Source organism: Luteibacter sp. ME-Dv--P-043b, assembly GCF_030209605.1.
Classification (GTDB): domain Bacteria; phylum Pseudomonadota; class Gammaproteobacteria; order Xanthomonadales; family Rhodanobacteraceae; genus Luteibacter.
Genome location: NZ_JARVRT010000003.1, coordinates 24,145 through 49,088 on the forward strand (window position 1 = coordinate 24,145; position 24,944 = coordinate 49,088).

Genomic DNA, 24,944 nt, shown 5'->3' on the forward strand with positions numbered 1-24,944 from the left:
TTTCCGCTTGAACTCGCAGCCAAGTGGCGCCATCTTCGTTAGCCTTTGCAGCCCCCAGGACCGGACGCGCGATGCGGATGGACCTATTTTTCAACGAGTTACAGGAATCGCGATGACCATCAACGTCACCATGAAGACCAACAAGGGCGATATCCACCTGCGCCTGCACGACGACAAGACCCCGATGACGGTGGCCAACTTCGTCAACCTGGCCAAGCGCGGCTACTACGACGGCAAGACCTTCCACCGCGTCATCCCCGATTTCATGATCCAGGGCGGCTGCCCCGAGGGTTCCGGTCGTGGCGGCCCCGGCTACAAGTTCGGCGACGAGTTCGACGCCAGCCTGAAGCACGACAAGCCGGGCGTCCTGTCCATGGCCAACGCCGGCCCGGGCACCAACGGTTCGCAGTTCTTCATCACCCATGGTGCCACCCCCTGGCTGGACGGCAAGCACAGCGTGTTCGGTGAAGTGGTGGGACCGGAAGACCAGGCCGTGGTCAACACCATCGCCGGCGACGACACCATCGAGAAGGTCATCGTCGAGGGCGACGTCGACGCGCTGCTGGAGAAGCAGTCCGCGCAGGTCGCGAAGTGGAACGAAGTGCTCGACGCGCGCTGAGCGCCCCGCACCTCCTGTTCAGACGCCGCCCTCGGGCGGCGTTTTCCTTAGGGGGCCGTGTTAAAATAGCGGCCTTTGCCCCAGCCCCGCCGAGGAAACGATGCCGCAGCTTGCCACGCGAATGGGTCGCGCCAAACCCAGTGCGATCATGGTCATCGCCGAAAAGGCCAAGCGCCTGAAGGCCGAAGGCCGCGACATCGTCAGTTTCTCGATCGGCGTGCCCAACTTCCTCCCCGGCGAGCATGTGTATGCCGCCGCGCGAGAAGCCCTGGCGAAGGATTCCGGCCAGTACGGCAGCAACCGTGGCGCCGATGCGCTGGTCGATGCCTTCCTGGGCCATATCGAGGCACTCGGGCTCACCGGGTACACGCGCGAGAACGTCTCCACCGGCGTCGGCGCCAAGCAGATCCTCTACAACCTGGCCGAGGCCCTGCTGGACGAGGGCGACGAAATCGCCTTCCCGGCGCCGTACTGGACCAGCTACCTCGACATCGCCGAGATCGTCGGCGCGAAGATCAACATCCTGCCGTGCCCGCCCGAGCAGCACTACAAGCTCACGCCCGCGCAGCTTGACGAAGCGCTGGCGCGCAAGCCGCGCGTGTTCCTGTTCAACAACCCGTCCAATCCCACGGGCATGGTCTATACGCGGGATGAAATCGCCGCGCTGGCCGACGTCATTGCGAAGTATCCGGATACCTGGATCATCACCGACGACATCTACAACACGATGGTGTTCGACGGCGTGGGTTATCACAACTTCGTGCACGTGCGTCCCGAACTGAAGGACCGCACGATCTTCGTCGACTCCTTGTCGAAGACCTACGGCATGCCCGGTTGGCGCGTGGGCTTCATCGCCGCGCCGGTGGCCGTGGCGCGTGCGGTCACCGTCCTCAATTCCAACCACATCACCAGCCTTCCCGAAGTGGTCACGGCCGCCGCGGTGGCCGCGTTGTCCGGTCCGCAGGACGTGCCGGTCGCCAAGTGCGTCGAGTTCGCCGCCAAGCGCGACCGTGTCTACGACGCACTGGTCTCCATTCCCGGCGTGGTCTGCCCGCGACCGCAGGGTGCGTTCTACGCCTTCCCGGATATCTCGGTGGCCTTCGGCAAAACGCACAATGGTGTGCCGATCACGTCCGACGTCGACTTCTGCGCCGCGCTGCTGGAGGCCAAGGGCGTGGCCTGCGTGCCGGGCTCCGCGTTCGGCGAGCCGCGCGCCCTGCGTATTTCCTATTCGTGCCCGGACGAGGCGCTCGACAAGGGCATGGCCCGCATCGTCGAGTTCTTCGCCGAACTCAACTGATCGAAAGTCCCACGCGATATCCCTGAGGAGTCGAAAGATGAAAGCACCCGTTCGCGTTGCCGTTACCGGCGCAGCCGGCCAGATCGGCTATGCCCTCCTGTTCCGTATCGCCGCCGGCGACATGCTGGGCCCCGACCAGCCGGTCATCCTGCACCTGCTCGAGATCACCCCGGCGCTGCCCACGCTGCAGGGCGTGGTCATGGAGCTCAACGATTGCGCGTTCCCGACCCTCGCGGGCGTGGTCGCCACCGACGACCTCAACGTCGCCTTCAAGGATGTCGACTACGCGCTGCTGGTCGGCGCGCGTCCGCGTGGCCCCGGCATGGAGCGCAAGGATCTGCTCGAGGCCAACGGTGCCATCTTCGGCCCGCAGGGCAAGGCACTGAACGACCACGCCAAGCGCGACGTGCGCGTGCTGGTGGTGGGCAACCCGGCCAACACCAATGCGCTGATCGCCCAGCAGAACGCCCCGGATCTGGATCCGAAGTGCTTCACCGCGATGGTCCGCCTGGACCACAACCGCGCGCTGTCGCAGCTGGCCGAGAAGACGGGTTCGCACTCGACCGACATCAGGAAGCTGACGATCTGGGGCAATCACAGCTCCACCCAGTACCCGGACCTGCACACCACCACGGTGAAGGGCAAGGCGGCGCTGGAGCAGGTCGACCAGGCCTGGTACGAGGGCGACTTCATCCCGACCGTGCAGCAGCGCGGCGCGGCGATCATCAAGGCCCGTGGCGCCTCGTCGGCTGCGTCGGCCGCATCGGCTGCCATCGACCACATGCGTGACTGGACGCTCGGTACCGCCGAGGGCGACTGGGTCTCCATGGCGATTCCGTCCGACGGTTCCTACGGTGTCGAGCCGGGCGTGATCTTCGGCTACCCGGTCACGGTCAAGGATGGCAAGTACGCCATCGTGCAGGGTCTTCAGATCAACGCGTTCTCGCAGGCGCGCATCGACGCGACCGAAAAGGAACTGCGCGAGGAGCGCGCGGGCGTCGAGCACCTGTTCGCCAAGTAACCGGCGCTGTGTACCGGTCGAGGGCCGCGCCGCGAGGCGCGGCCCTTTTCGTTTTACCTCCGGAACACACCGCTGCCGCGACGATGGCGCATGGCTGAAGGTTCCCGACTCGTCGTTTATGTGGCGCTTGCCGCCAATGTCGCCATTGCCGCGGCCAAGTTCGTCGCGGCCGCGCTCACCGGCAGTGCCGCGATGCTGTCGGAGGGCGTGCACTCCCTGGTCGACAGCATCAACGAGGTGTTGCTGCTCTACGGGCTGAAACGCTCGCAGCGCCCGCCCGATCGCCTGCATCCTCTGGGCTTTGGCCGTGAACTGTACTTCTGGAGTTTCATCGTCGCGCTGCTGGTGCTATCCCTGGGCGCGGGATTTTCGTTGTACGAAGGGGTCAACCACATCCTGGCGCCGGCCCCGCTGGAAGACCCGAAGGTCGCCTATATCGTGCTGGCGGCGAGTGCGCTGTTCGAGGGCGCGTCCTGGTGGCTGTCGCTGAAGAGCGTGCGGCGGAAGAAGGGCAGCCTGGGTTATTTCGAGGCGTTTCGACGTAGCAAGGATCCGACCACCTTCACTGTGCTGTTCGAAGACACGGCGGCGCTGCTGGGCCTGGGCATCGCGGCGATCGGCGTCTACTGCTCGCACCGGTTCAACGACGCGCGCATCGACGGCTGGGCCTCGGTCGGGATCGCCGTGGTGCTGGCGCTGGCCGCCCTCGCACTGGCGCGCGAGAGCAAGCAGCTGCTGATCGGCGAGCCGGCGCAGCCGGGGCTGCTGGCAAAGGTGTGCCGGATCGCCGGCGAGGTCCCGGGCGTCGAGGCCGTCAATGGCGTGCTGACGGTGCAGGTCGGACCGGATCATGTGATGGTCGCCTTGTCCGCGGCCTTCGACGATGCGCTGACCACCGTGCAGATCGAGGAATGCATTCGCGAGATCGAACGGCGGACCGAGGCCGCCGAGTTGCCTATCGTGGCGCTCTTCATCAAGCCGCAGACGCCCGAACGCTGGCGCGAGCGCCTGGCCCAACTCGACGGCCAGGCCTACAACGCGACGCCCCATCCCGGCGCAACCACCCCGTAGGAGCGGACGATGTCCGCGAACCGTTGACGCACATGATGCGACGAAGGCCGCTCGCCCGGGGGGAGCAAGGCGTGTCCAGTCGTAAAACGAGGCGAGCGATCGCCGACATCGTCGGCTCCTACAAAAGCCGGGCAGAAAAAAGGCCCCGAGGGGCCTTTTTTCAACGGCTCAAGCGTTCCTTTCAGGAATGCTCGCCTTCTTTCGGCGGCGTGCCACGGCCTTCGATGTGGCCACCGAAGCCCATGCGCATGGCCGACAGCAGACGCTCGCCGTAGGTGTGGTCCTGGCGCGAGCGGAAGCGGGCGAACAGCGCGGAGGTGAGTACCTCGGCGGGGACGGCTTCCTCGATCGCGGCATTGATCGTCCAACGGCCTTCGCCCGAATCGTCGACGTAACCGGAGTAGTTCTCCAGCTCGGGGCCCTTGGCCAGTGCGCTGGCGGTGAGGTCGAGCAGCCACGAGGACACCACGCTGCCGCGACGCCACACTTCCGCGATGTCGGCCATGTCGAGCTGGTAGCGCTCGCGTTCCGGCAACTGGGTGCCGTTACGGTTCTTCAGGATATCGAAGCCTTCCGCGAAGGCCTGCATCATGCCGTACTCGATGCCGTTATGGATCATCTTGACGAAATGACCGGCACCGGCCGGACCGGCATGCATATAGCCGTTCTCGACGCGCGGATCACGGCCGTCGCGGGCTTCCGTGCGCGGGATGTCGCCAGCGCCCGGGGCGAGGGTCTTGAAGATCGGGTCGAGGAAATCGACGGTGGCCTTGTCGCCGCCGATCATCATGCAGTAGCCGCGATCGAGGCCCCACACGCCGCCGGAGGTGCCGACATCCACGTAATGCTGGCCCTTGGCGGCCAGTTCCTCGGCACGGCGGGCATCGTCCTTGTAGAACGTATTGCCGCCGTCGATGATGATGTCGTCCTTGCCCAGCATGCCGCTGATCTTGGCGATCGTGGTCTCGGTGATCTCGCCGGAGGGCAGCATGACCCACACGACCTTGGGCGAGGGCAGCGCCTGCACCAGCGCCTCGAGGGAGTCGACGGCCTCACCGCCATCCTTCGCCAGCGTGGCGCGCGCGTCGGCGTTGTTGTCGTACACCACGGTCTGGTGACCGTCCCTCATCAGGCGGCGGGCGATATTGCCGCCCATCTTGCCCAGTCCGATCAAGCCGATTTTCATGCGTGGGGTCCTCGTGTGTTTATCGGGGGGGAATATGTGGCTGTCTGGTCAGGATGCAAGGCGTGGCGAGGTCAGGCCGCCGCGAGGGGCGTGTCGAAGTCGGCATCCGGGCCGGCGGGAACGATGCCCGTCGGGTCCAGCCAGGGGTGGCTCAGGTAATAGTGCTTTTTGATGTGCGCGAAGTCGACCGTTCCGCGGATGCCGGGCACCTGATACAGCGCGCGCGTATACGCCTGGAGCGCGGGATAGTCGATCAGGCGGCGCAGGTTGCATTTGAAGTGGCCGTGGTACGCCGCGTCGAAGCGGATCAGGGTGGTGAACAGCCGCCAGTCGGCCTCGGTCACGGTGTCGCCGCACAGGTAGCGGTGGTCGCGCAGGTGGCTTTCCAGCCAGTCCAGCGTATCGAAAAGCGGGTGGACGGCCTCGTCGTAGGCCGCCTGGGTACCGGCGAAGCCCGCCTTGTACACGCCATTGTTCACCGTATCGTAGATACGCGCATTGTAGCCGTCGATCTGCCCGCGCAGCGACTCCGGATAAAAATCCCCCGGGGTGGCGCCGATACCGTCGAATGCCGTGTTGAACATGCGGATGATGTCCGCCGACTCGTTGCTGACGATGCAGCGTCGTTGTTTGTCCCAAAGGACCGGTACGGTGGCGCGCCCCGACACGGTCGCGTCGGACAACCGGTAGAGCTCGTGGACGCAACGGGTGTGGTTGACGGTGTCCGGGATCACGCCGTCGGCGGGCTCGAACGTCCAGCCCTCATCGCCCATCAGCCAGTGGGTGACCGACAGCCCGATCAGGGCGTCCAGTCCCTTCAGTTCACGGAAGATCGCGGTGCGATGGGCCCAGGGGCAGGCCCGGGCGATGTAGAGGTGATAGCGGCCGGGCTCGGCCGTGAAGCCGCCCTCGCCGGTCGGGCCGGGCGCGCCGTCGCGGGTGATCCAGTGGCGGAAGCGCGTCGGCTCGCGCTCGAAGCGTCCACCGCTCTTGCCGGTGTCGTAGCCTGCGGTGGTCCATCTGCCTTCGACGAGCAACCCCATGGGGAGCCCTCCTTCAGGGATAAACCACCTTGATAGCGCATGCCGAGCGAAGATTACGTCATGTGAGGGCGGTGTGTGAACACGGGTGGCACCGCGCGATCGCACGCGTTGGCCTGACTTCTGGCACGGTAGAGGCCGGCTTGGTTTGCCGGTTACGCTCAAGGGTCGTCCCCAGGGTGCCCCCGATGAAAAACCCAGTCCGTCTCTCGCTTGCCGGCCTTGCGCTGGCGGCCTCGTTCGGCGCGGCCGCCGGCACGTTCGACCCCCGGGAGGCGTTCGCGCCGTTCACCTATCCGCAGCCGGTCACGGCCTATCGCTCCGGCAGCGGCATGCCGGGCCCACTGTTCTGGCAGAACCGGGCGGACTACGACCTGGCGGCCACGCTCGACCCGGTCCGCAACACACTGGTGGGCAAGGCCACCGTGCACTACACCAACAACAGTCCGGATGCGCTGGACGTGCTCTGGCTGCAGCTGGACGAAAACCGGTTTACCCAGGAAGCCCGCGGCAACTTCACGGCCGGCGCGATGCCTACGTCGCATACCGACGGTTACCGCATCGCCACGGTGACGGTGGAGCAGGGCGGCCGGGCCGTGAAGGCGAACTACGTGGTGAGCGACACGCGCATGCAGGTGCGCCTGCCGCAGCCGTTGCCGGCCCGCGGCGGCAAGATCACGCTGACGATCGAATATTCCTACGACCTGCCGGGCGACTTCGGTGGCCGGACCGGCTTCGCGCCGTCGAAGAACGGCAACATCTACGAGATGGCGCAGTGGTACCCGCGCATGTGCGTCTATGACGACCTGCGTGGCTGGGACACCGCGCCTTATCTCAACAGCGAGTTCTACCTCGAATACGGTGATTTCAACTATGCCGTCACGGTGCCTGCCGACATGATCGTCGCGGGCTCCGGCGAGCTGGTCAATCCGGAGGACGTGCTCACGGCTACGCAGCGCGATCGCCTGGCCCGCGCGCACGACAGCGACGCCACGGTGATGATCCGTACGCCGGCCGAGGTGACCGACCCGGGTAGCCGGCCCGCGAAAGGCGGCACGTTGACCTGGAAGTTCCGCATGCGGAACACGCGCGACGTCGCCTTCGGTGCCTCGACCAGCTATGTCTGGGATGCCGCACGCATCAACCTGCCGGAAGGCCGCAAGGCGCTGGCGATGTCGGTCTATCCGGTGGAGAGCGTCGGCGACACCGCCTGGGGCCGCTCGACGGAATACCTGAAGGCCGCGGTGGAACACTTCTCGGCGCGCTGGTACCCGTATCCGTACCCCGTGGCGGTGAACGAAGCCGGCTCCGCGGCCAGCGGCATGGAATATCCGGGCATCGTGTTCGACCCGATGAAGGCCTCGCCCAAGGACCTGCACATGGTGACGGCGCACGAGATCGGCCATACGTGGTTCCCGATGATCGTGGGCACCGACGAACGCCGCAACGCCTGGATGGACGAAGGCTTCAATACCTTCATCGACGTGTACGAAGCCGACGCGTTCCACGGCGGCGAGTTCGCGCCCAAGCGGGATGGCGAATACGCCCCCAAGGGTGGCAACCCGGTGGACGAGATCCTGCCGCTGCTGGCCGACCGCGATGCGCCCAACCTGCTGATCGGCGCGGACATGGTCAAGGAGAAATACCGCCATCCGGCCACGTACTTCAAGGCCGCGCTTGGCCTGGTGCTGCTGCGCGAGCAGATCGTCGGCCCGGAGCGGTTCGACCCCGCGTTCCGCAAGTACATCGCCACATGGGCGTTCCGGCATCCCACGCCCTCCGATTTCTTCCGCCTGATGGAGAGCGAGACGGGTGAAGACCTCGGCTGGTTCTGGCGCGGCTGGTACGCCAACAACTGGGAGCTGGACCTCGCGGTGACGAAGGTCGCCGGCACGAAGGTCACGCTGGCCAACCTCGATCGCCTGGTCATGCCGGCCACGCTGCGGGTAACCTTCGCCGACCGGAGCACGCGGGACATCCGCATCCCCGTGGAAACCTGGCAGCAGCACACCACGTTCGAGGTGATCCTGCCCGGGACGAAGGCGATCGTCCGCGCGGTGATCGATCCGGACCACGCGCTTCCCGACCGCGATCGCATCAACAACACCTGGCCGCGCTGACCATGACGCCACGCGTGGGTGCGGTCTCCTATCTGTTCGCCCTGGTCGTCGCGGCGGTGGCCTGGCCGGCGCTGATGCTGCAGTACTGGCTGTCGCTGTGGTCCGGACCATGGCCGGAGGTGACGCTGCGCTTCTTCAGCTTCTTCACCATCCTGTCCAACCTGCTGGTGGCCCTCGTGGCCACCGCGTGGGTCACCGGTGGCAGCTGGGCGCCCGTGCGATTCTGGCGCGGTCCGCGGGTGCGTGGACTGGCGGCGCTGTCGATCTCGGTCACCTGCCTGGTCTACGCGACCGTGTTGCAGTCGCTGTGGCATCCCATGGGGCCGGAACTCGTCGCCGACCGCGCCCTGCATTACGTGGTGCCGTTCCTGTTCCTGGTCTGGTGGATCGCCTTGTTGCCGCACGGCTCGCTGGACTGGGGCGATGCGCTGCGCTGGCTGGGATTCCCCGTGGTGTTCCTTGCCTGGACGCTTGCCCGGGGCGCCGTGGTGCATGAATACCCGTATCCGTTCATGGACGTGAGGCACCTGGGCTATGCCGCCGTACTGCTCAACAGCGCCCTTGTCGGTGCGCTGTTTCTCGGGCTGGGCATGGGATTGGTCGCGATGGACCGTGCACTCGCACGCGGCCTTCGAGCACGCCCGTAACCTTCTCGGTCTACAATGAACGCATGATATTTCGCTGGTTCGAATCCCTGATCGACATCTTCCGCGAGGTCCCCGACCAGACCCCGCCGAAGGGCGTCGTACGTTTCTACGCGTTCTACCTCCGCCAGGTATGGAAGATCTTCGGTGCCGCGCTGGTCGTGGGCCTGGCCGTGGCGCTGATCGAAGTTGCGCTTTTCGACTTCCTCGGCCGACTGGTGGACATGGCGCAGAAGACGCCCGCTGCCACGTTCTTCGCCACCCATGCCCGCACGCTGTGGTGGATGGGTTTCGTGGTGGTGGTGTTGCGTCCCGTGTCCATCGGCCTGCACGACCTGCTGGTCAACCAGGCGCTGAACCCCGGCATGACCAGCATGATGCGCTGGCAGCACCATCGTTACGTGCTGAAGCAAAGCCTCTCGTTCTTTCAGAACGATTTCGCCGGCCGCATCGCCAACCGCATCATGCAGACGGCACCGTCGCTGCGGCAGTCCGCCGTGCAGGTGGTCGATGCGCTGTGGTACGTCACCGTCTACGCGGGCACCTCCATCTACCTGTTCGCGCGGGCGGACATCTGGCTGGCGATGCCGCTGGTGGGCTGGATCGCCTGCTACGTGGGCATGCTGGTGTTCTTCGTGCCACGCGTGAAGGAGCGCTCGTGGAAGGCCTCCGAGGCGCGCTCCAAGCTCATGGGCCGTATCGTCGACGGCTACAGCAACGTGATGACGCTCAAGCTGTTCGCGCATACCAACCGCGAGGAAGCCTACGCGAAGGAAGCCATCGTCGAGCAGACCGACAAGGTGCGCTCGTCCAGCCGCATGGTCACCACCATGGATGCGTCGATCACCGCCCTCAACGGCCTGCTGATCGCCGGTACCAGCATCCTGGCGTTGTGGCTGTGGTCGCGCGGCACGGTGTCCACCGGTCAGGTGGCGCTCGCGGTGGGCCTGGTCATTCGTATCAATAACATGTCCGGATGGATCATGTGGGTGGTCAACGGCATCTTCGAGGATGTCGGCACCGTGCAGGACGGCATCACCACGCTGGCGCAGGAGCGCACGGTGGTGGACCGTGCCGGCGCGGCGCCGCTGGCGGTCACCCGCGGCGAGGTGCACTTCAAGGACATCCACTTCCACTACGGCAAGGCCGGCGGCATCATCGGTGGCCTCGATCTCACGGTGCGCGCCGGCGAAAAGATCGGACTGGTCGGCCCGTCCGGCGCGGGCAAGTCCACCATGGTCAACGTGCTGCTGCGCCTTTACGACCTGGAAGACGGCCAGATCCTCATCGATGGCCAGGACGTGGCGGGGGTGACCCAGGAATCCCTGCGGTCGAAGATCGGCGTGGTCACCCAGGACACCTCGCTGCTGCACCGGTCCATCCGCGACAACCTGCTCTACGGGCGACCCGATGCCACCGAGGCCGAGATGGCCGAGGCGGTGCGCCAGGCACGCGCGGACGAGTTCATCCCGCTGCTGTCCGACGGCGAGGGCCGCACCGGCTACGACGCCCATGCGGGCGAGCGGGGCGTCAAGCTGTCCGGCGGGCAGCGACAGCGCATCGCCATCGCGCGGGTGCTGCTCAAGGACGCGCCCATCCTGGTGCTGGACGAAGCCACCTCGGCGCTTGATTCCGAAGCCGAGGCCGCCATCCAGGAAAGCCTCGAAACGCTGATGCGCGGCAAGACCGTCATCGCCATTGCGCATCGTCTTTCGACCATCGCGAAGATGGATCGCCTGGTGGTCATGGACCACGGCGCCATCGTGGAAACCGGCACCCATGCGGAGCTGATCGCCCAGGGTGGCCTGTACGCGCGTTTGTGGGCGCACCAGACCGGCGGTTTCGTCGGCGCGGAGTAAACGGCCGCCGATATGAAACGAATGCGAGGCTGACTTGCACGCAATGCGCTTGTGGCCCGTCCGGTTCCGGCGACAATGGCGTTACCCAAGGGAGAGGTACGTATGTCCGCCACCAGCGATGCACCGATCGACAACCGCCTTGCCGGCGTAGACCGCGACTGGCGGACACCCGTGGAACTGGTCGCGCTAGGCGCCATCTGGGGCGGATCGTTCCTGTTCATGCGGGTGGCGGCGAAGGATTTCGGGCCGTTTCCCATGGTGGCGACCCGGCTGCTGTTCGGCTCGCTGGTGCTGCTGCCGTTGCTGCTGCGGGCACGCAAGACCCTTCGGCTGTCGCACCTTTGGAAGATGCTGGCGCTCGGCGCGCTCAGTGCCGCGGTGCCGTTCACGCTGTTCGCCTGGGGCGCCGAGCGCGCTCCCGCAGGCATCGGTGCCATCGCCAACAGCATGACGGTGCTGTTCGCCGCGCTGGTCGCGTTCGTCGGCTTCGGCGAGCGCATCGGCACGCGCAAGGCCATCGCGCTGGTGGCCGGTTTCGCCGGCGTGCTGATCCTGGCCAGCGGGCGGACGGCGGGCGACAACGTGGCGCCGGCCGCGCTCGCCGGTGCCGCGGCCGCCTTCTGCTACGGGCTGGCCGGCAACCTCATCAAACGTTACCTCGCCGATATCGCCCCGACCGCCGTCGCTGCCGGCTGCCTGCTCGGCGCCACCGTGCTGACCGCGCCCCTGGCCGCGCTGACCTGGCCGGACGCACCCATCCCGGCGACGTCGTGGCTGGCCGTCATCGCGCTGGGTGTGCTCTGCACCGGGCTGGCCTATGCGTTCTATTTCCGCCTGATCCAGCGCATCGGCGCACCGCGTGCCGCCACCGCGACCTACCTGGTGCCGTTGTTCGGCGTCGCCTGGGCATGGATGTTTCTTGGCGAGGCGCTGACCCCGACGATGGCGCTGGCCGGCGCGATCATCCTCGGCAGCGTGCTGCTCAGCCAGCAGCGCAAGGTGGCCTGAGGCCCTTTCCCCGGACGACGATGCGTGGAATAGTCCCGGCATCGTTTTTTGCCGCAGGGGCCTTGCATGTCGCGTCTTCGTGTTCGTCATATCCTCGCCGTCGGTGGCGCCAGCCTCGCCTGTGCGCTGGCCGCGCCGGCGCAGGATGCGGCTTCGGTGCCATCCGCGGCAACGACCGCGGCACCGGCCCGTCCGGCTGCCCTGGCCGACTTCGACGCCTACGTCGATGCCACGCGCAAGCAGTTCGACGTACCGGGTATCGCGGTGGCCATCGTCAAGGACGGCCGGCTCGTGCTGGAGATGGGCTCGGGCGTGCGCAAGCTGGGTGAGCCGAAGAAGGTGGACGCACACACGCAGTTCGCCATCGCATCCAACACCAAGGCGTTCACCGCCGCGTCGCTGGCCATCCTCGCCGACGAGAACAAGCTGGACATGAACGATCGCGTGGTCGACCGGCTGCCGTGGTTCCAGATGTCCGATCCGTTCGTCACCCGCGAGATGCGCATCCGCGACCTGCTCGCGCACCGCAGCGGTCTGAGCCTGGGCGCGGGCGACCTGCTGTACTGGCCGACCACCTCGTACACCACCCGTGAAGTGGTACAGCGCCTCCGCTACGTGCCGCTGACCAACAGCTTCCGCGCCGAGTACGCGTACGACAACATTCTCTTCGCCGTGGCCGGCCTGGTGGTGGAGGAAGTCACCGGCAAGCCGTGGGCCGACTTCGTACGCGACCGCATCTTCGTGCCGCTGGGCATGACCGAGTCGCAGACGCACGCACCGACCACGATCGGGCCGAACGACGATATCGCCACGGGCCATGCCAAGTTCGATTTCAAGGACCTGAAGCCGGTCGGACCCATGTCGTGGAGCAACAATCCGTCCGCCGGCGGCATCTACTCGAGCGTGCACGACCTGTCGAAGTGGCTGACCATGCAGCTGGCCGGCGGTACCTACACCGACGCCGCCGGCAAGTCACAACGCCTGTTCAGCGAGAAGCGCCAGGCCGAGATGTGGTCGCTGATCACGCCCATCCGCATCCCTGAACCCAGCGTGCCCGAACTGAAGGCGGCTAGGCCGAATTTCTCGGGCTACGGCGAAGGCTGGTTCGTATCCGACTACCGCGGCCACAAGCTGGTCTGGCACACCGGCGGTTGGCCGGGCATGGTGTCGCGCGTGACCATGGTGCCCGATCTCAAGCTGGGCATCGTGGTGCTGACCAACCAGGAAAGCGGCGCCGCCTTCCAGGCGGTCACCATGCGCGCCCTCGATGCCTTCACCGATGCACCGAAGACGGATTGGATCGCCGCCTACGCGGCCGGCGTGAAGAAATCCGAGGGCAACGCCGACGACAGCATGAAGACGCACGAGGCGGCGCGCATGAAAGGCACCAAGCCGTCGCTACCGCTGGACGGTTACGTGGGCACGTACCGTGACCCGTGGTACGGCGACGTCAAGGTGACCCGGCAGGGCGGCAAGCTGGTCATGACGTTCACCAAGACGGCGCAGCTCACCGGCACGCTGGAGCCGTGGCAGCACGATACGTTCATCGCCCACTGGGACGATCGCTCGCTCAACGGCGATGCGTTCGTCAACTTCGCGCTGGACCCGGACGGCAAGGTCCGCGAGATCCGCATGGAACCGGTGTCGCCGCTGACGGACTTCAGCTTCGACTTCCAGGACCTGCGGCTCACGCCCGTGAAGTAACGCTTCAGCCTGCTGGATCGTCCGTCGATGCCTTCGGCGCACCGGCGGCGGTCGGGCCTGGCGGCCCCGGCATCTCAGGCATGGCACCGCCGGAGCGCAGCACCAGGTCCTGCGGACGCAGCAGCGGGATATCCGCGCCGCGCAGGCGCGCGATGATGTCGAACAGCAGGTCGCTCTTGACGTTGCCCACGTCGCGCGGGCTGCCCACGTAGCAGGTGGCGACGAACATCATCGCCGTGCGATCGATGCCGTCCAGGGTGACCGACGGGGCAGGGCTCTCCTGCACGGCGTTGTGTGCGCCCATGGCTTCCAGCATGTGGCTGCGCACGTCCACCGGATCGCTGTCCAGCGGCATCGGCATCTTGATCTGCACGCGTCCCTGCGGGTTGGCCATCGTCATGTTCCGCACCGGCTTGGTGATGAACGACGAGTTGGGCACGATGATGGTCGACCGGTCGCCTACCTGGATCTCGGTGGCGCGGACGTTGATGCGCCGGATGTCGCCCTCCGCGTCGTCGAGCACCACCCAGTCGCCCACCTTGACCGGTCGCTCCGCCAGCAGGATCAGGCCGCAGATGAAATTCTGCACGATGGCCTGGAGGCCGAAGCCGATGCCGACGGACAGTGCCGAGGCCACCCAGGCCACGTTCTGTACCGACAGGCCCATCGCCAGCAGGGCGATCGCCACGACGACGACGACGCCGACATACCCCAGCAGGGTGGTCAGCGAACTGCGCATGCCCGGATCGAGGTTGGTCCGCGGCAGGTACTGGTCGGCGAGCCAGTTCTTCGCCGTGCGTACCGCCAGCAGGCCGACGAAGAACAGGCCGATCGCCGTGAGGATCTGGTCGGGCTTCAGCTCGACGTTGTAGATCTTCAGCGACTGCAGCTTGCCGCCCAGTTCGAGCAGATCGGGCACGCTGCCGCCGGCACCGGCCGCCGCGGCGGACAGGCCGAGCAGGAACAGGCCCAGGCGCACGACACCGGACAGCAGCACGCCCGCCTGGTCCAGCAACCGGGGATGCGTACCGAACACGGCCTGGGCGCGGGCGCTCATCGGGCCCTTTTCCGAGAGCAGCGTTTCGAAGAGGTCGTCGACCAGGCGCATCGCGAGGTAGGTGGCCGCGATCACGATGGTGATCCAGACCACGCGCCCGGCCATGAAGGCCGCGAACGACACGTAGCCCAGCAGCAGGCCGACCCATGCGGCGACGATGGCGATCCACGCGGCGGCGATCAGCACGCTGGTCCAGACCGGGCGCGAGGGAGGCGCCTCGTCCTCGCCTTCGGCGCGGTGGGTGCGTCCAAGCCGGATCAGCACGAGCGCCGCCAGCACGGTCAGCACCACCGCCTGCACGCTGCTGGTCATGACCGTCGCGGCAAGACTGGTGCCGATCGTGCGGTTGAGGTCCTCGAGGAAGCGGAACAGCACGATGGCGAGGGAGAACGCCATGGGGAAACGCCGCAGTTGCATGGCCGTCTCGTCGGCCAGTGCGGGCAACCGCCAGGAGGGTCGCTTGGCGGAGATCAGGGCGCGACCGAGACCGGCGACGAAGGCGCTGAAGAACACCAGGCTGACGACATGCCGGGCCATTTCGTCGGTGTCGTGGCTGAGCGTGTCGTTCCAGTTGATGCCCAGGTAAAGCAACTGCGTGCCCAGGCCGGTGGTGAGGGTGGAGGTCAGCGCGATGCCGAGGATCAGGGCCGAACGCCGCAGGCGGCCGGGCGGCATGCGGTTGGCGGTGAGGTGGCGCACCCGGTGTTCGATGTAGAAGCGCACGGCCGTCATCAGCAGCAGGCCGAACAGCACGCACGTGACCAGCGCAGTGCGGTTGCCCTGCGTCCAGCTGCCAACCAGGTCGGTCTTCACCTGGTTACCGAAATCCCGCAGGTTGGACGAGTCGCGCGGGAAGGCCTGCGCCGGATCGGACCAGAACGCGCGGGACAGCGGGGAATTGGTCCGCTGCGAGATGGTCTGCTGGAAGCGGATGCGGCGCAGGTCGGCCAACTGGCCGGAGGTCTGCTGCGCTTCCAGTGCGATGCCGTCGGCCTGCTTGACCTGCGCATCCACCGCGTTGAACGCCTTGGTCGCGTCCTTGCGCGAGGCCGCCAGTTCGGGCGCTTCCTTCGCTCCGGCGGCCGGTGCGGGGCCGAGCTGGTCGAGACGCGCCTTGGCGGCGTCGCGGCTGGAGCGCAGCGTGCCGGAGACGGCCTGGGCGCTGGACACGATGTCCGTGGCCTTGCCACGAAGGTCGTCGATCTTGCCGTCCGTTATCTGGTCGTCCTTCATGGCCTTCTCGACCTGGTCGAGTTGGCCGCGAAGGTCGTCCAGCTGCTGGGCTGGCGTGGCAACCGCGGCAGGTGCCGGCGAGGCCGTGGAATCGTCGTCGCTCTGGGCGAAGACGGGGCCGCTCGTGGCGACGAGCAGGGCGATGAAGAGAATTCTCAATGTACGCATGCGGGCGATCATAAGGCAGGTCGGGCCATGCCGGACGCCGGTCGCTGCGTTACGCTGGTCGAAAGGGCCCGCGCGGGCCGGCGATGCGGCAATGCAGCTTTGCCACACCGTGACCCGCCGTTATCCTGCCGCCCCTAGTCCCGTACGGAAACCCGACCCATGCGCACGAAGCTCGTCGCCGGTAACTGGAAGATGCATGGCTCGCCGGGCATGGCGGACGACCTGATCGGCGCGGTGGTAAAGGCGTTGCCCGGCACTGTCGACATCGTGGCGTTTCCGCCGGCCGTCTTCCTGCACGACCTGGCGCGCCGCTACGCTGCCAGCGGCCTGGGTTTCGGGGCGCAGGATGTATCGGAACACACGCAACCTGGCGCCTACACGGGTGAAGTGGCGGGCAGCATGCTGCGCGACGTGGGCGCCGCCTGGGTACTGGCGGGCCACTCAGAGCGTCGCCAGTACCATGGCGAATCCGATGCGCTGGTGGCGAGGAAAGTGCATGCCGCGCGGCATGCCGGCCTCACGCCCATCCTCTGCGTCGGCGAGACGCAGGACGAACACGAAGCGGGGCAGGCCGAGGCCGTCATCGGCCGCCAGCTGGGCACGGTGCTGGACCATATGGGCGTGGACGCTTTCCGTGACATCGTGATTGCCTACGAGCCGGTCTGGGCCATCGGCACGGGGCTAACCGCCACCCCGGACAAGGTGCAAAAAATTCATGCGTTCATCCGTAGCCAACTGGCAAAAAAGGATGTTAATATCTCGCTCCTGACCCGGGTGCTTTACGGCGGAAGCGTCAAGCCGGCCAATGCGGCCGAACTTTTCGCCCAGCCGGACGTAGACGGGGGACTCATCGGCGGTGCGTCTCTCGTAGCGTCCGATTTCCTGGATATATGCGCCGCGGCGCGATAATCGCGACACGGCAAACAAGAAGACATGTTCATCCTCTTCAGCGTTTTCTATATCCTGATCGCCGCGGCGATGATCGTGCTGATCCTCATGCAGCGCGGTGCCGGCGCGGACGCAGGTTCCGGTTTCGGTGGCGGCGCGTCGGCCACCGTGTTCGGTGCGCGCGGCTCGTCCAGCTTCATGACGCGGGCCACCGCCATCCTTGCGGCACTGTTCTTCGTGCTCAGCCTGGGTATGGGTATTTATCTCGGTCGCTCGGGTGCTCCGCAGCCGGCCGCGGATCTCGGCGTGATGTCCGGTGCCACGGTCCCGGCCGCTCCCGCCAGCAATGCTCCGGTGAAGCCGGTTGCGTCGGACGTGCCGCAGGCACCCGCCGCTGCCAATGGCGACACCCCGGCTGCCAAGCAGGATGCCTCGCAGGCTCCCGCCGAACCGGCCAAGAAGTAATCAGCGATACCTGCAACACGCTGTAAAAGTTATGCCCAGGTGGCGGAATTGGTAGACGCACTACCTTGAGGTGGTAGCGGCTTAGGCTGTGGGGGTTCGAGTCCCCCCTTGGGCACCAACGCAAGATTCGGAGTACCTCAACCGGATCGCAAACGAACCCGCGAAAGCGGGTTTTTTTGTGCCCGAATACCCGGTGCCGCTACCTGAATGCATAGACACTCGATGATCGCTAAAGCTCAATAATTTGGTAAATTTGCCGATACTCGCCTATAGCCGCATGCTGCGGTGACGTCATCAGGCAAACCCTTTTCCATGCTCGCAAGCAGCTATAGCGGCATCCTCGTCGTGTTCTCGCTCGTTGTCGCCGTGCTGGCGTCCTACACGGCGCTGATCATGGCCAGCCGTGTGACGGGTGCGCGAGGCCGTGCCTCGTTGCTGTGGCTGATCGGCGGCGCCGTGGCCATGGGCTTCGGCATCTGGTCGATGCATTTCATCGGTATGCTGGCGTTCCGGTTGCCTATCGCCGTGGGCTACGACCTGGGCCTCACCGCGCTGTCGCTGGTGATCGCCGTCGGCTCATCCGCCTTCGCCCTGTGGCTGGTCTGCCTGCCGCAGTTGCCTCGCCGGCGCCTCTGTGGCGGTGCATTGCTGCTGGGGGCAGGCATCGCCACGATGCACTACACCGGCATGGCCGCGATGAAGATGCAGCCGGGGGTGATCTACGATCCCTGGTTGTTCGCGGCATCGGTGGCGATCGCGGTGCTGGCGTCGGGTGCCGCCTTGTGGATCGCGTTTCGCCTGCGTCACGATAGCGAGCGGGTGGTGCTGGCACGGCTGGGCGCGTCGCTGGTCATGGGCTGTGCCATCGTCGGCATGCATTACACCGGGATGGCGGCTTCCGCGTTCCCCGCGGATAGCTGGTGCGGTGCCGCCTATACCGGTATCGATGCGAAATGGCTTGCGTTCGTCGTCATTGTCGTCAGTCTCGCCGTGTTCGCCATCACGCTCATCGTGTCCATGCTGGACGTTCGTGCGGACGCGCTGGCCCTGTCGCTGGACCGGGCAAACAGCGAACTGGTGCAGCTCGCGCTGCACGACAACCTGACGCGCTTGCCCAATCGCGTGTTGCTCGGCGATCGCATGGAGCACGCCATCGACATGGCGGAACGCGACCGGCGCCAGCTTGCCGTTCTCTTCGTCGATCTGGACGGGTTCAAGGCCGTGAACGACGTCTACGGACATCACGTCGGCGACCTGCTGCTCAAGGAAGTAGCGGCTCGTATCCTGAAGCTGGGGCGCGGACAGGACACGGTGGCACGGCTGGGTGGCGATGAGTTCGTGCTGGTGCTCGACATCCGCGGCCCGGAAGACGCCGCGGAACTGTCGCAGCGCCTGGTCGACCAACTGGCGGCGGTGTACGTGATCGACGACCACGCCATCCATGTCGCCGCCAGCATCGGCATCGCCATCTACCCCGAGGACGGGCGAACCACGCACGAGCTGATGATCAACGCCGACGCGGCGATGTATCACGCGAAGGAGCAGGGGCGTAATGGCTACTGCTTCTTCGAAAAAGCGATGAATGCCAACGTGCACCAGCAGCTGCAGCTGCAGCATGACCTGCGGCGGGCCGTCGACAACGGCGAATTCCTGTTGCACTACCAGCCCAAGGTGGTGTCCCCCGCGGGGCCCATGATCGGCGTCGAGGCCCTGCTGCGCTGGCAACCGCCCGGGCGGGGGATCATCGCGCCCGACGAATTCCTGCCGGTTGCCGAACGCACGGGGCTGATCGTGCCCATCGGCAACTGGGTGATCGACGAGGCCTGCCGGCAGATGCGCGTATGGCAGGCGCAGGGGCACACGGACTGGACCGTGGCGGTCAACCTGTCCACGGTGCAGCTGACCCATGCCGGCCTGCTCGACGTGCTGCGCGACACGCTGCATCGCCACCAACTCGAGCCGCGGCACCTCGTGCTGGAAGTGACCGAATCCACCGCCATGCGTGACGCGGCCACCAGCCTGGCCATCCTCAACCAGGTGGCGGCGCTGGGCATCGGCATTTCCATCGACGACTTCGGCACCGGTTATTCCAGCCTGCTCTATCTCAAGCAGCTGCCGGCCAACGAACTGAAGATCGACCGGGGCTTCATCGCCGAGCTGACGCAAGGCAACGACGACGAGGCGATCGTCTCGGCCATCGTCGCCCTGGGCAAGACCCTCGGTCTGAAGATCGTCGCCGAAGGCGTGGAAACCGCCGAGCAGCAGGCCTTGCTCACGCGGTTGGGCTGCAACGTACTGCAGGGATACCTGCTGGGCAGGCCGGTGCCCCCCGCGCAGGTCGCGTTGTCGATGCCGGTGCATTACGATGCGCGCTGACGCACCCACCGGAACCGCCATGAACCAGACCGCCGATCCGATCGACCGACTCTTCGAGTTCACCGTCTCGTTCGCCAAGGGCAGGCTGGAAGAAGAGGGCGACTTCTATCCGTTCGGCATGGTCATTTCGACGGACGGCAAGTTTTCGGCCGTGCACGGTGAATTTTCCGCCGTGCAAGGGGAGGTTGCGCCTGACGTGGAGCAGTCGCCCATCCTGGATGTGTACTGGTCGACGGCGGAGGCGCTCACACGTGCCTGTGCCGACGGTGGCGTGGCCGCGGCTGCCCTCCTTGCGCCCGTGACCATTCCGGCCGAGCTGAACTCCCCTGTCCGGAACGGCATACGCGTGCATATCGAAGCGCCGGGGATCGCGCGCCTGATCTATGTCCCGTATGCGCCCTATGCCGACGCGGGTCGCACGCTCGAGTTGCATGAGCCGCTGGCGGTGGAAACACCGGACGCCTTCTTCAAGGCCTGACAGCGATCGTCCTCACATCGTGAGGACGATCTTGCCGACGCTCTTGCCCGACTCCATGTGCGCGTGAGCCGCCGCGGCCTCCGCGAGGGGAAAGCGGCTATCGACCACCGGGTGCAGCGTGCCGTCGTTGAAACGGTGCAGCCAGCGCTCGCGGAACCGCCGTGTCATGGCCTGCTTGACCGCCGCGGGGCGGGATTTCATCACCGTGCCGATGATCTGCAGGTGCCGGTACAGCAACTGGTCCAGGGGCAGGCTGGCCTTCGCACTGCCGCCCAGCAGACCCACCTCGACCAGGCGTCCGCCATGGTTGAGCGAGGCCAGGTTGCGGTCGAAGTAGGAGGCACCGATGAAGTCGACGATCACGTCCACACCGCGCTTTTCCGTTTCGCGTGCGATCGCCTCGGCGAAGTCGCTGCCACGGTAGTCGATGGCGACATCCGCACCGAACCCGCGGACGCGGTCCAGCTTGCCCTCGCTGGCGGTCGCGAACACGCGTGCCCCGGCGGCGTGGGCTAACTGGATGGCGGCCGAGCCGACGCCACTCGCGCCGGCGTGCACCAGGATGGCATCCATCGATTCCAGGCGTCCCAGGTGGAAGGCCGCTTCGTGGGCGGTGACGAAGGCCTCGGGGATCGCGGCGGCGTCGGCATAGTCCATGCCCTCCGGAATGGCCATGGCCATGCGGTGGTCGATGCGCGCCAGGGGCGCGTAGGCGCCGCCGCCGACGATACCCATGACCCGATCGCCCACGGCATGGCCGTGCACGTTGCGCCCCACGGCGATCACTTCGCCCGCGATTTCCAGGCCCATGACCGGGGAGTCGCCGAAGTTGTCCCGCTTGTAGCCCCCGGTGCGCTGGATGATATCCGCCCGGTTCACGCCCGCGGCGTGCACGCGCACCAGCAGGTCGTCGTCACGCGGGGTGGGATCGTCCACCTCGCCCAGGTGCAGTACGTCGGCCGCGCCGAAGTCGTCGAAGATGATGGCTTTCATGCCGACGAGCATCGCGCCGCCCGCGCGAGGCGAGGGTGAAGAGGCGCGTGCGCGGGTGTGCCGCATTGACGCGCTGCAGGCCAGGCGACAAGCTGCACGGCAAAGCCGATGGAGATGGGATACCCATGACGAACGTGACACTGCGGGCTTCGCTCCTTGCCGGCCTGATGGCGCTGGCGGGTTGCGCCGCACATGGGACCTTGCCCGAATCGCCTCAGGGCGCCGACGTGGCGCAGCGTGAGCGCGAGGCCCACCTGGCGTATGCCCATGGCGACATGCAGCGTGCCGCCGACCTCTACGAAGCGCTCGTGCGTGATGCTCCGGACGACGCCGATGCCTGGTTCCACCTGGGTAATGCACGTTTCCGGCTGCAGCGACAGGACGACGCCGTGCTGGCTTACGACCGCGCGATCCAGATCAGGCCAGGCGATGCGCGGGCCCTCTATAACCTGGGCGTGGTCCGCCTGAAGCAGGCACAGGCGGCGATGATCGACAGCGCACAAGCGGGCAAGCCCGGCGATCCGTTGCGCGGTGACGGCGTACGTATCGCCCAGCGGCTGGCCAAGGTCGGCGACGACCTCGGCTCCCACGGCAAGGCCGATGGCGGCGCGCCACCGTTCATCGTCGAAGCAGCGGACGACGCGTCCGCGCCATGAGGTTCGGCTCGTTCGGCGGGGGCGGCGCGCCCTTGCCATTCGGTGTATGGCTGGCAGTGGGCAACCGGTGTAGCGTGCCTGCAAGGGGAGACAGCACCGCAAGTCCGGGGGTTCCATGAGCAGCATCCATGTGGCGCGGCGCGTGATCGTCTTCGAAGACCATGCGGACCTGGCTGCCGCGCTGAAGGACCTGCTCACGGAGCGGCTGGGCTTCGACATCGCCGCGTCCGCGTCCTGCCTGACGGATGCGCTCCGCCTCGCCCGGATGGAACAGTTCGACGTGGCGGTGGTCGATCTCGACCTGCAGGGTGTCATGGCCTATCCGGTACTGGACGAGCTGCAGCGGCGGGGCATTCCCTACGTGCTGGCCACCGGTACGCTCAGCACGGATATTCCCGAAACGTACCGCGCGCCCGTCGTCTGCAAACCGTATAGTCTTCACCAGCTGGAAAATGCACTGGACCAGGCGACATCGACCAGGGGGTGACATGTCGCGTATCGATTTCGACGAGCCGTGGACGTACGGTGGACAGCCGTGGCGCAGCCTGAAGGACACCGATTTCGGAGTCATCGTCGTGGATGCCGCCGGCGCCATCGTGCATGTCAACGATCGCGCCGCCCAGTTGCACGGATGGGTGCGGCTGGCGGTGATCCCCGAAGACTACAGCCGGATGTATGGCCTGTTCACGGAGGAAGGGCGTCCCTATCCCTCCGATGACCTGCCCCTGACCCGTTCCGTCCAACACGGCGAGACCATTCGGCATGCCCGATGGGTCGTGCGACGCCCCGACGGCAGCCGCCAGGTCATGCAGGGTACGTCGTATCCGGTCTGCGATCGGGACGGTGACCAGGTGGGGGCGGTGCTGGTCCACGACGCCGTCGGCGAGCCGCGCCCCGGATGAGAAGCCGTGTCGCGCGTGGCGGGACATATCGCCTGCTTGCCCGTGTCCTCGTCGGCGCGGCGGTGGGGCTGGTGCTGTTCGTTTCGGGTGCCTGGGGCACGCTTGCGCTGAGCTACCAGCTGCCCGGGCCGTCCTACGTGCGGATGGTCGGCGCGGGCGCATGGTCGGTGGCGTGGCTGGGCCTGTGCGCCGCCCTGGTCGTCTGGCGCCCCTGGTGGGCGCCGGTGGCGATGCTGGTCGCGTTGTCGGCACTGGTCCTGTGGTGGACCACCGTGCGGCCGTCGAACGATCGCGTCTGGGCGGACGACGTGAGCCGGCTGGTGTCGGGAACCATCGACGGCTCGCGCGTCACCCTGCACAACGTTCGCCATTTCGACTGGCGCACGGATGACGACTACGACGCACGATGGGAAACCCGCCAGTACGATCTCGATCACCTCACCGGGGTGGACGCGATCCTCTCCTACTGGTCGGGCGAGGCCATCGCGCACGCCATGCTGTCGTTCGGTTTCGACGACGGACGCCACCTGGTCTTCTCGGTCGAGATCCGGCGGGAGCGAGGCGAGGCCTTTTCCGAGGTGGGTGGGTTCTTCAAGCAGTTCGAATTGATCCTGCTTGCCGCCGACGAGCGCGATATCGTTCGCGTCAGGACCAACGTGCGCGGCGAGGACGACTACCTGTTCCCGTTGCGCATGCCACGCGAGGCCATGCGCTCGCTGTTCGTGTCCTACGTGGAAGCCGCCAACCGGATGACGCACGAGCCGCGTTTCTACAACACGGTGACCTCCAACTGCACCACCATCGTCTATCGCATGGCACGGCGCATCGACAGCGGCCTGCCGCTGGACCCGCGCCTGCTGCTCACGGGTTACCTACCGGAATACTTCATGGACGTCGGCGCGCTCGACCCACGCCTGGGCGTGGAGACCTGGCGGCGCCTCGGGCGCATCACCGACCGTGCCCGGACCACCACCGCGGAAGACGATTTTTCGTCGGCCATACGCGTCGGCGTCCCGTCGGTTCAGTCGTCATCGTCGGGTGCCGACACCTTATAGCCCTTGGCGCTTAGTGCGCTCAGGTAGCCGTCGGTGCCCAGCAGGTCGTCCAGCGGCACGATGGCGAGGGTCTGGTCGTTGGCGGCCACCGCGGTATCCACGGCGGCAAGCCAGCGCTCCCGCACGGCCTTGGGTATGTCGGTCAGGCCGATCTGCTGGGCTATGCCGCTGTCGGTCGCCGCGTTCATGCAGGTGATGCGTTGCCGGGCGGTGCGTTCGTCCTGCAGCGCGGCGATATCGCCCGTCGCCCACGCATTGGCACGGCGGGCCATGTCGGCCAGCTGTGCGTCGATGTTGTCGATGCTCTGTGCGAAGCACGCCACGTCGTCCAGGTTCGAACGCTTGAACGACTTCACCACGGCGCGCGGATCGTCGACCAGCAGGGTGTACTCGACGGGTACCTGCTTTACGCCGTGGCGCGTCGCCAGGTCCATCACTGTGCGCGTGACGCCGCCCGAGCGGGCCAGGCCACTGCTGCGTATGGCCGCCTTGTACAGCTCCAGCACGGCGAAAAGGGGCCGGTAGCGCTCCACCTTGCGATCGTCGCCGATGTACTTCGCCTTCACCGTGAGCCAACGGGCGTAGACGTCGGGTGGCACGGTCTCCTGCAGCGTCTTGCCATCGGGCGAATTGCGCACCCCGATCAGCGAGGGCAGTAGCGCAAGGCGACCGAAGAACCCGGCATTGGGCTTGATCTCCACCTTGGGCGGAAGGATGAGCGCCCCGGTATGGGCCAGTGCCTCGTCGATCTCCCGCGTCTGCCAGGTCATGTTCTTGGGCAGCGGGGTGAGCGTGCCGAGGATCAGCAGCGTGTGGCCCCCTCGGCTTGCCCGCCACAAGCCCGGGCCCGGCTGCTCGCCACTGACCGTCACCGCTTCCAGCAGGGGCACGGACGTGGCCGGCGGTGGCACGGCGGGCGGTGGCGTCTGCGCGGCAACGGGGAGGGCTGCCGACAGGACGAGGCCGAGGGCGGCAAGGGCTCTGAGCATGCGGTTCGGGGTCATGGCGTTAGGCTAAAGGAGGAACGCTGAAGGGAGGAGTGCCGCTTGGCCCGGGTGACCGCTTAACCGGGTGCTCGCCCGGCATTCACATGGGATCGTG

22 protein-coding genes and 1 tRNA gene are annotated in these 24,944 nt (G+C 66.5%); 18 read left to right on the forward strand and 5 right to left on the reverse strand.

Annotation, left to right across the window (positions count from 1 at the left end; all coding sequences use genetic code 11):
- The first annotated feature begins 112 nt into the window (after window positions 1–112).
- From QRN34_RS01555 to QRN34_RS01570, 4 genes are all read left to right on the forward strand, one after another.
- The gene (locus tag QRN34_RS01555) at window positions 113–619 is read left to right on the forward strand and encodes a peptidylprolyl isomerase (RefSeq protein ID WP_285401399.1); all 507 of its coding nucleotides are present in this window, start codon (window positions 113–115) and stop codon (window positions 617–619) included.
- A 100-nt stretch (window positions 620–719) separates the two neighbouring features.
- Window positions 720–1,919, forward strand: a complete 1,200-nt coding sequence (locus QRN34_RS01560) for an aminotransferase class I/II-fold pyridoxal phosphate-dependent enzyme (protein WP_285401401.1) — start codon at window positions 720–722, stop codon at window positions 1,917–1,919.
- Between the two features lie 37 nt (window positions 1,920–1,956).
- On the forward strand, window positions 1,957–2,940 hold the full coding sequence (locus QRN34_RS01565; RefSeq protein ID WP_285401403.1) for a malate dehydrogenase: 984 nt from the start codon (window positions 1,957–1,959) through the stop codon (window positions 2,938–2,940).
- A gap of 90 nt (window positions 2,941–3,030) precedes the next feature.
- Window positions 3,031–4,011 carry a cation diffusion facilitator family transporter gene (locus QRN34_RS01570; RefSeq protein ID WP_285401405.1) on the forward strand — a complete coding sequence of 327 codons (981 nt, stop codon included), beginning with the start codon at window positions 3,031–3,033 and terminating at the stop codon, window positions 4,009–4,011.
- 181 nt (window positions 4,012–4,192) lie between these two features.
- Here the strand turns inward: QRN34_RS01570 and gnd are convergent, their stop codons facing one another.
- The gene (gnd, locus tag QRN34_RS01575) at window positions 4,193–5,197 is read right to left on the reverse strand and encodes a phosphogluconate dehydrogenase (NAD(+)-dependent, decarboxylating) (protein ID WP_285401407.1); all 1,005 of its coding nucleotides are present in this window, start codon (window positions 5,195–5,197) and stop codon (window positions 4,193–4,195) included.
- A gap of 71 nt (window positions 5,198–5,268) precedes the next feature.
- Window positions 5,269–6,240 (reverse strand): glutathione S-transferase family protein, encoded by a 972-nt coding sequence (locus QRN34_RS01580; RefSeq protein ID WP_285401409.1) that lies wholly within the window; start codon window positions 6,238–6,240, stop codon window positions 5,269–5,271.
- Between the two features lie 185 nt (window positions 6,241–6,425).
- Here QRN34_RS01580 and QRN34_RS01585 point away from each other — a divergent pair, with 185 nt between their 5' ends.
- The 5 genes from QRN34_RS01585 to QRN34_RS01605 all read left to right on the forward strand — a co-directional run bounded on the left by QRN34_RS01585 (window position 6,426) and on the right by QRN34_RS01605 (window position 13,572).
- Window positions 6,426–8,357, forward strand: a complete 1,932-nt coding sequence (locus QRN34_RS01585; protein ID WP_285401411.1) for a M1 family metallopeptidase — start codon at window positions 6,426–6,428, stop codon at window positions 8,355–8,357.
- A gap of 2 nt (window positions 8,358–8,359) precedes the next feature.
- Window positions 8,360–9,004, forward strand: coding sequence for a Pr6Pr family membrane protein (locus QRN34_RS01590; protein ID WP_285401413.1), 645 nt, complete (start codon window positions 8,360–8,362; stop codon window positions 9,002–9,004).
- Window positions 9,005–9,027: 23 nt separating this feature from the next.
- Window positions 9,028–10,860, forward strand: a complete 1,833-nt coding sequence (locus QRN34_RS01595) for an ABC transporter ATP-binding protein (RefSeq protein ID WP_285401415.1) — start codon at window positions 9,028–9,030, stop codon at window positions 10,858–10,860.
- Window positions 10,861–10,962: 102 nt separating this feature from the next.
- Window positions 10,963–11,868, forward strand: a complete 906-nt coding sequence (locus tag QRN34_RS01600) for a DMT family transporter (protein WP_285401417.1) — start codon at window positions 10,963–10,965, stop codon at window positions 11,866–11,868.
- A gap of 66 nt (window positions 11,869–11,934) precedes the next feature.
- Window positions 11,935–13,572 carry a serine hydrolase gene (locus QRN34_RS01605; RefSeq protein ID WP_285401419.1) on the forward strand — a complete coding sequence of 546 codons (1,638 nt, stop codon included), beginning with the start codon at window positions 11,935–11,937 and terminating at the stop codon, window positions 13,570–13,572.
- A gap of 4 nt (window positions 13,573–13,576) precedes the next feature.
- Here QRN34_RS01605 and QRN34_RS01610 read toward each other — a convergent pair whose 3' ends face one another.
- Window positions 13,577–16,030, reverse strand: coding sequence for a DUF3772 domain-containing protein (locus QRN34_RS01610; RefSeq protein WP_285401421.1), 2,454 nt, complete (start codon window positions 16,028–16,030; stop codon window positions 13,577–13,579).
- 159 nt (window positions 16,031–16,189) lie between these two features.
- On the opposite strand from QRN34_RS01610, the gene tpiA reads away from it, so the two are divergent.
- The 5 genes from tpiA (at window position 16,190) to QRN34_RS01635 (ending at window position 20,237) form a co-directional block, all read left to right on the forward strand.
- Complete coding sequence (gene tpiA, locus QRN34_RS01615) at window positions 16,190–16,939, forward strand: triose-phosphate isomerase (RefSeq protein ID WP_285401423.1); 750 nt, start codon at window positions 16,190–16,192, stop codon at window positions 16,937–16,939.
- A gap of 24 nt (window positions 16,940–16,963) precedes the next feature.
- On the forward strand, window positions 16,964–17,383 hold the full coding sequence (secG, locus tag QRN34_RS01620) for a preprotein translocase subunit SecG (RefSeq protein WP_285401426.1): 420 nt from the start codon (window positions 16,964–16,966) through the stop codon (window positions 17,381–17,383).
- Window positions 17,384–17,416: 33 nt separating this feature from the next.
- A tRNA-Leu gene (locus tag QRN34_RS01625) sits at window positions 17,417–17,501 on the forward strand.
- A gap of 194 nt (window positions 17,502–17,695) precedes the next feature.
- A complete protein-coding gene (locus QRN34_RS01630; RefSeq protein WP_285401428.1) occupies window positions 17,696–19,759 on the forward strand; it encodes a bifunctional diguanylate cyclase/phosphodiesterase in 2,064 nt (687 codons plus the stop codon).
- Window positions 19,760–19,778: 19 nt separating this feature from the next.
- The gene (locus QRN34_RS01635) at window positions 19,779–20,237 is read left to right on the forward strand and encodes a hypothetical protein (RefSeq protein ID WP_285401430.1); all 459 of its coding nucleotides are present in this window, start codon (window positions 19,779–19,781) and stop codon (window positions 20,235–20,237) included.
- A 12-nt stretch (window positions 20,238–20,249) separates the two neighbouring features.
- Here the strand turns inward: QRN34_RS01635 and QRN34_RS01640 are convergent, their stop codons facing one another.
- Window positions 20,250–21,230 carry an NAD(P)H-quinone oxidoreductase gene (locus QRN34_RS01640; protein ID WP_285401432.1) on the reverse strand — a complete coding sequence of 327 codons (981 nt, stop codon included), beginning with the start codon at window positions 21,228–21,230 and terminating at the stop codon, window positions 20,250–20,252.
- A gap of 125 nt (window positions 21,231–21,355) precedes the next feature.
- Between QRN34_RS01640 and QRN34_RS01645 the strand changes: the two genes are divergently transcribed.
- The 4 genes from QRN34_RS01645 (at window position 21,356) to QRN34_RS01660 (ending at window position 23,843) form a co-directional block, all read left to right on the forward strand.
- Window positions 21,356–21,886 (forward strand): tetratricopeptide repeat protein, encoded by a 531-nt coding sequence (locus QRN34_RS01645; protein WP_285401434.1) that lies wholly within the window; start codon window positions 21,356–21,358, stop codon window positions 21,884–21,886.
- A 115-nt stretch (window positions 21,887–22,001) separates the two neighbouring features.
- Window positions 22,002–22,373, forward strand: coding sequence for a response regulator (locus QRN34_RS01650; protein ID WP_285401436.1), 372 nt, complete (start codon window positions 22,002–22,004; stop codon window positions 22,371–22,373).
- Between the two features lies 1 nt (window position 22,374).
- On the forward strand, window positions 22,375–22,788 hold the full coding sequence (locus QRN34_RS01655; RefSeq protein WP_285401438.1) for a PAS domain S-box protein: 414 nt from the start codon (window positions 22,375–22,377) through the stop codon (window positions 22,786–22,788).
- On the forward strand, window positions 22,785–23,843 hold the full coding sequence (locus QRN34_RS01660; RefSeq protein ID WP_285401440.1) for a DUF4105 domain-containing protein: 1,059 nt from the start codon (window positions 22,785–22,787) through the stop codon (window positions 23,841–23,843). The genes QRN34_RS01655 and QRN34_RS01660 overlap by 4 nt, the downstream gene beginning before the upstream one ends.
- Here the strand turns inward: QRN34_RS01660 and QRN34_RS01665 are convergent.
- Window positions 23,810–24,832 carry a TraB/GumN family protein gene (locus tag QRN34_RS01665; protein WP_285401441.1) on the reverse strand — a complete coding sequence of 341 codons (1,023 nt, stop codon included), beginning with the start codon at window positions 24,830–24,832 and terminating at the stop codon, window positions 23,810–23,812. The two genes, QRN34_RS01660 and QRN34_RS01665, sit on opposite strands and share 34 nt — an antisense overlap.
- Window positions 24,833–24,944 lie beyond the last annotated feature (112 nt).

What these genes read in the sequence shown, in the direction of transcription:
- QRN34_RS01555 (WP_285401399.1), top strand. Translation starts at nt 113, where the DNA reads ATGACCATCAACGTCACCATGAAGACCAACAAGGGCGATATCCACCTG.
- QRN34_RS01560 (WP_285401401.1), top strand. Translation starts at nt 720, where the DNA reads ATGCCGCAGCTTGCCACGCGAATGGGTCGCGCCAAACCCAGTGCGATC.
- QRN34_RS01565 (WP_285401403.1), top strand. Translation starts at nt 1,957, where the DNA reads ATGAAAGCACCCGTTCGCGTTGCCGTTACCGGCGCAGCCGGCCAGATC.
- QRN34_RS01570 (WP_285401405.1), top strand. Translation starts at nt 3,031, where the DNA reads ATGGCTGAAGGTTCCCGACTCGTCGTTTATGTGGCGCTTGCCGCCAAT.
- gnd (WP_285401407.1), bottom strand. Translation starts at nt 5,197, where the DNA reads ATGAAAATCGGCTTGATCGGACTGGGCAAGATGGGCGGCAATATCGCC.
- QRN34_RS01580 (WP_285401409.1), bottom strand. Translation starts at nt 6,240, where the DNA reads ATGGGGTTGCTCGTCGAAGGCAGATGGACCACCGCAGGCTACGACACC.
- QRN34_RS01585 (WP_285401411.1), top strand. Translation starts at nt 6,426, where the DNA reads ATGAAAAACCCAGTCCGTCTCTCGCTTGCCGGCCTTGCGCTGGCGGCC.
- QRN34_RS01590 (WP_285401413.1), top strand. Translation starts at nt 8,360, where the DNA reads ATGACGCCACGCGTGGGTGCGGTCTCCTATCTGTTCGCCCTGGTCGTC.
- QRN34_RS01595 (WP_285401415.1), top strand. Translation starts at nt 9,028, where the DNA reads ATGATATTTCGCTGGTTCGAATCCCTGATCGACATCTTCCGCGAGGTC.
- QRN34_RS01600 (WP_285401417.1), top strand. Translation starts at nt 10,963, where the DNA reads ATGTCCGCCACCAGCGATGCACCGATCGACAACCGCCTTGCCGGCGTA.
- QRN34_RS01605 (WP_285401419.1), top strand. Translation starts at nt 11,935, where the DNA reads ATGTCGCGTCTTCGTGTTCGTCATATCCTCGCCGTCGGTGGCGCCAGC.
- QRN34_RS01610 (WP_285401421.1), bottom strand. Translation starts at nt 16,030, where the DNA reads ATGCGTACATTGAGAATTCTCTTCATCGCCCTGCTCGTCGCCACGAGC.
- tpiA (WP_285401423.1), top strand. Translation starts at nt 16,190, where the DNA reads ATGCGCACGAAGCTCGTCGCCGGTAACTGGAAGATGCATGGCTCGCCG.
- secG (WP_285401426.1), top strand. Translation starts at nt 16,964, where the DNA reads ATGTTCATCCTCTTCAGCGTTTTCTATATCCTGATCGCCGCGGCGATG.
- QRN34_RS01630 (WP_285401428.1), top strand. Translation starts at nt 17,696, where the DNA reads ATGCTCGCAAGCAGCTATAGCGGCATCCTCGTCGTGTTCTCGCTCGTT.
- QRN34_RS01635 (WP_285401430.1), top strand. Translation starts at nt 19,779, where the DNA reads ATGAACCAGACCGCCGATCCGATCGACCGACTCTTCGAGTTCACCGTC.
- QRN34_RS01640 (WP_285401432.1), bottom strand. Translation starts at nt 21,230, where the DNA reads ATGAAAGCCATCATCTTCGACGACTTCGGCGCGGCCGACGTACTGCAC.
- QRN34_RS01645 (WP_285401434.1), top strand. Translation starts at nt 21,356, where the DNA reads ATGACGAACGTGACACTGCGGGCTTCGCTCCTTGCCGGCCTGATGGCG.
- QRN34_RS01650 (WP_285401436.1), top strand. Translation starts at nt 22,002, where the DNA reads ATGAGCAGCATCCATGTGGCGCGGCGCGTGATCGTCTTCGAAGACCAT.
- QRN34_RS01655 (WP_285401438.1), top strand. Translation starts at nt 22,375, where the DNA reads ATGTCGCGTATCGATTTCGACGAGCCGTGGACGTACGGTGGACAGCCG.
- QRN34_RS01660 (WP_285401440.1), top strand. Translation starts at nt 22,785, where the DNA reads ATGAGAAGCCGTGTCGCGCGTGGCGGGACATATCGCCTGCTTGCCCGT.
- QRN34_RS01665 (WP_285401441.1), bottom strand. Translation starts at nt 24,832, where the DNA reads ATGCTCAGAGCCCTTGCCGCCCTCGGCCTCGTCCTGTCGGCAGCCCTC.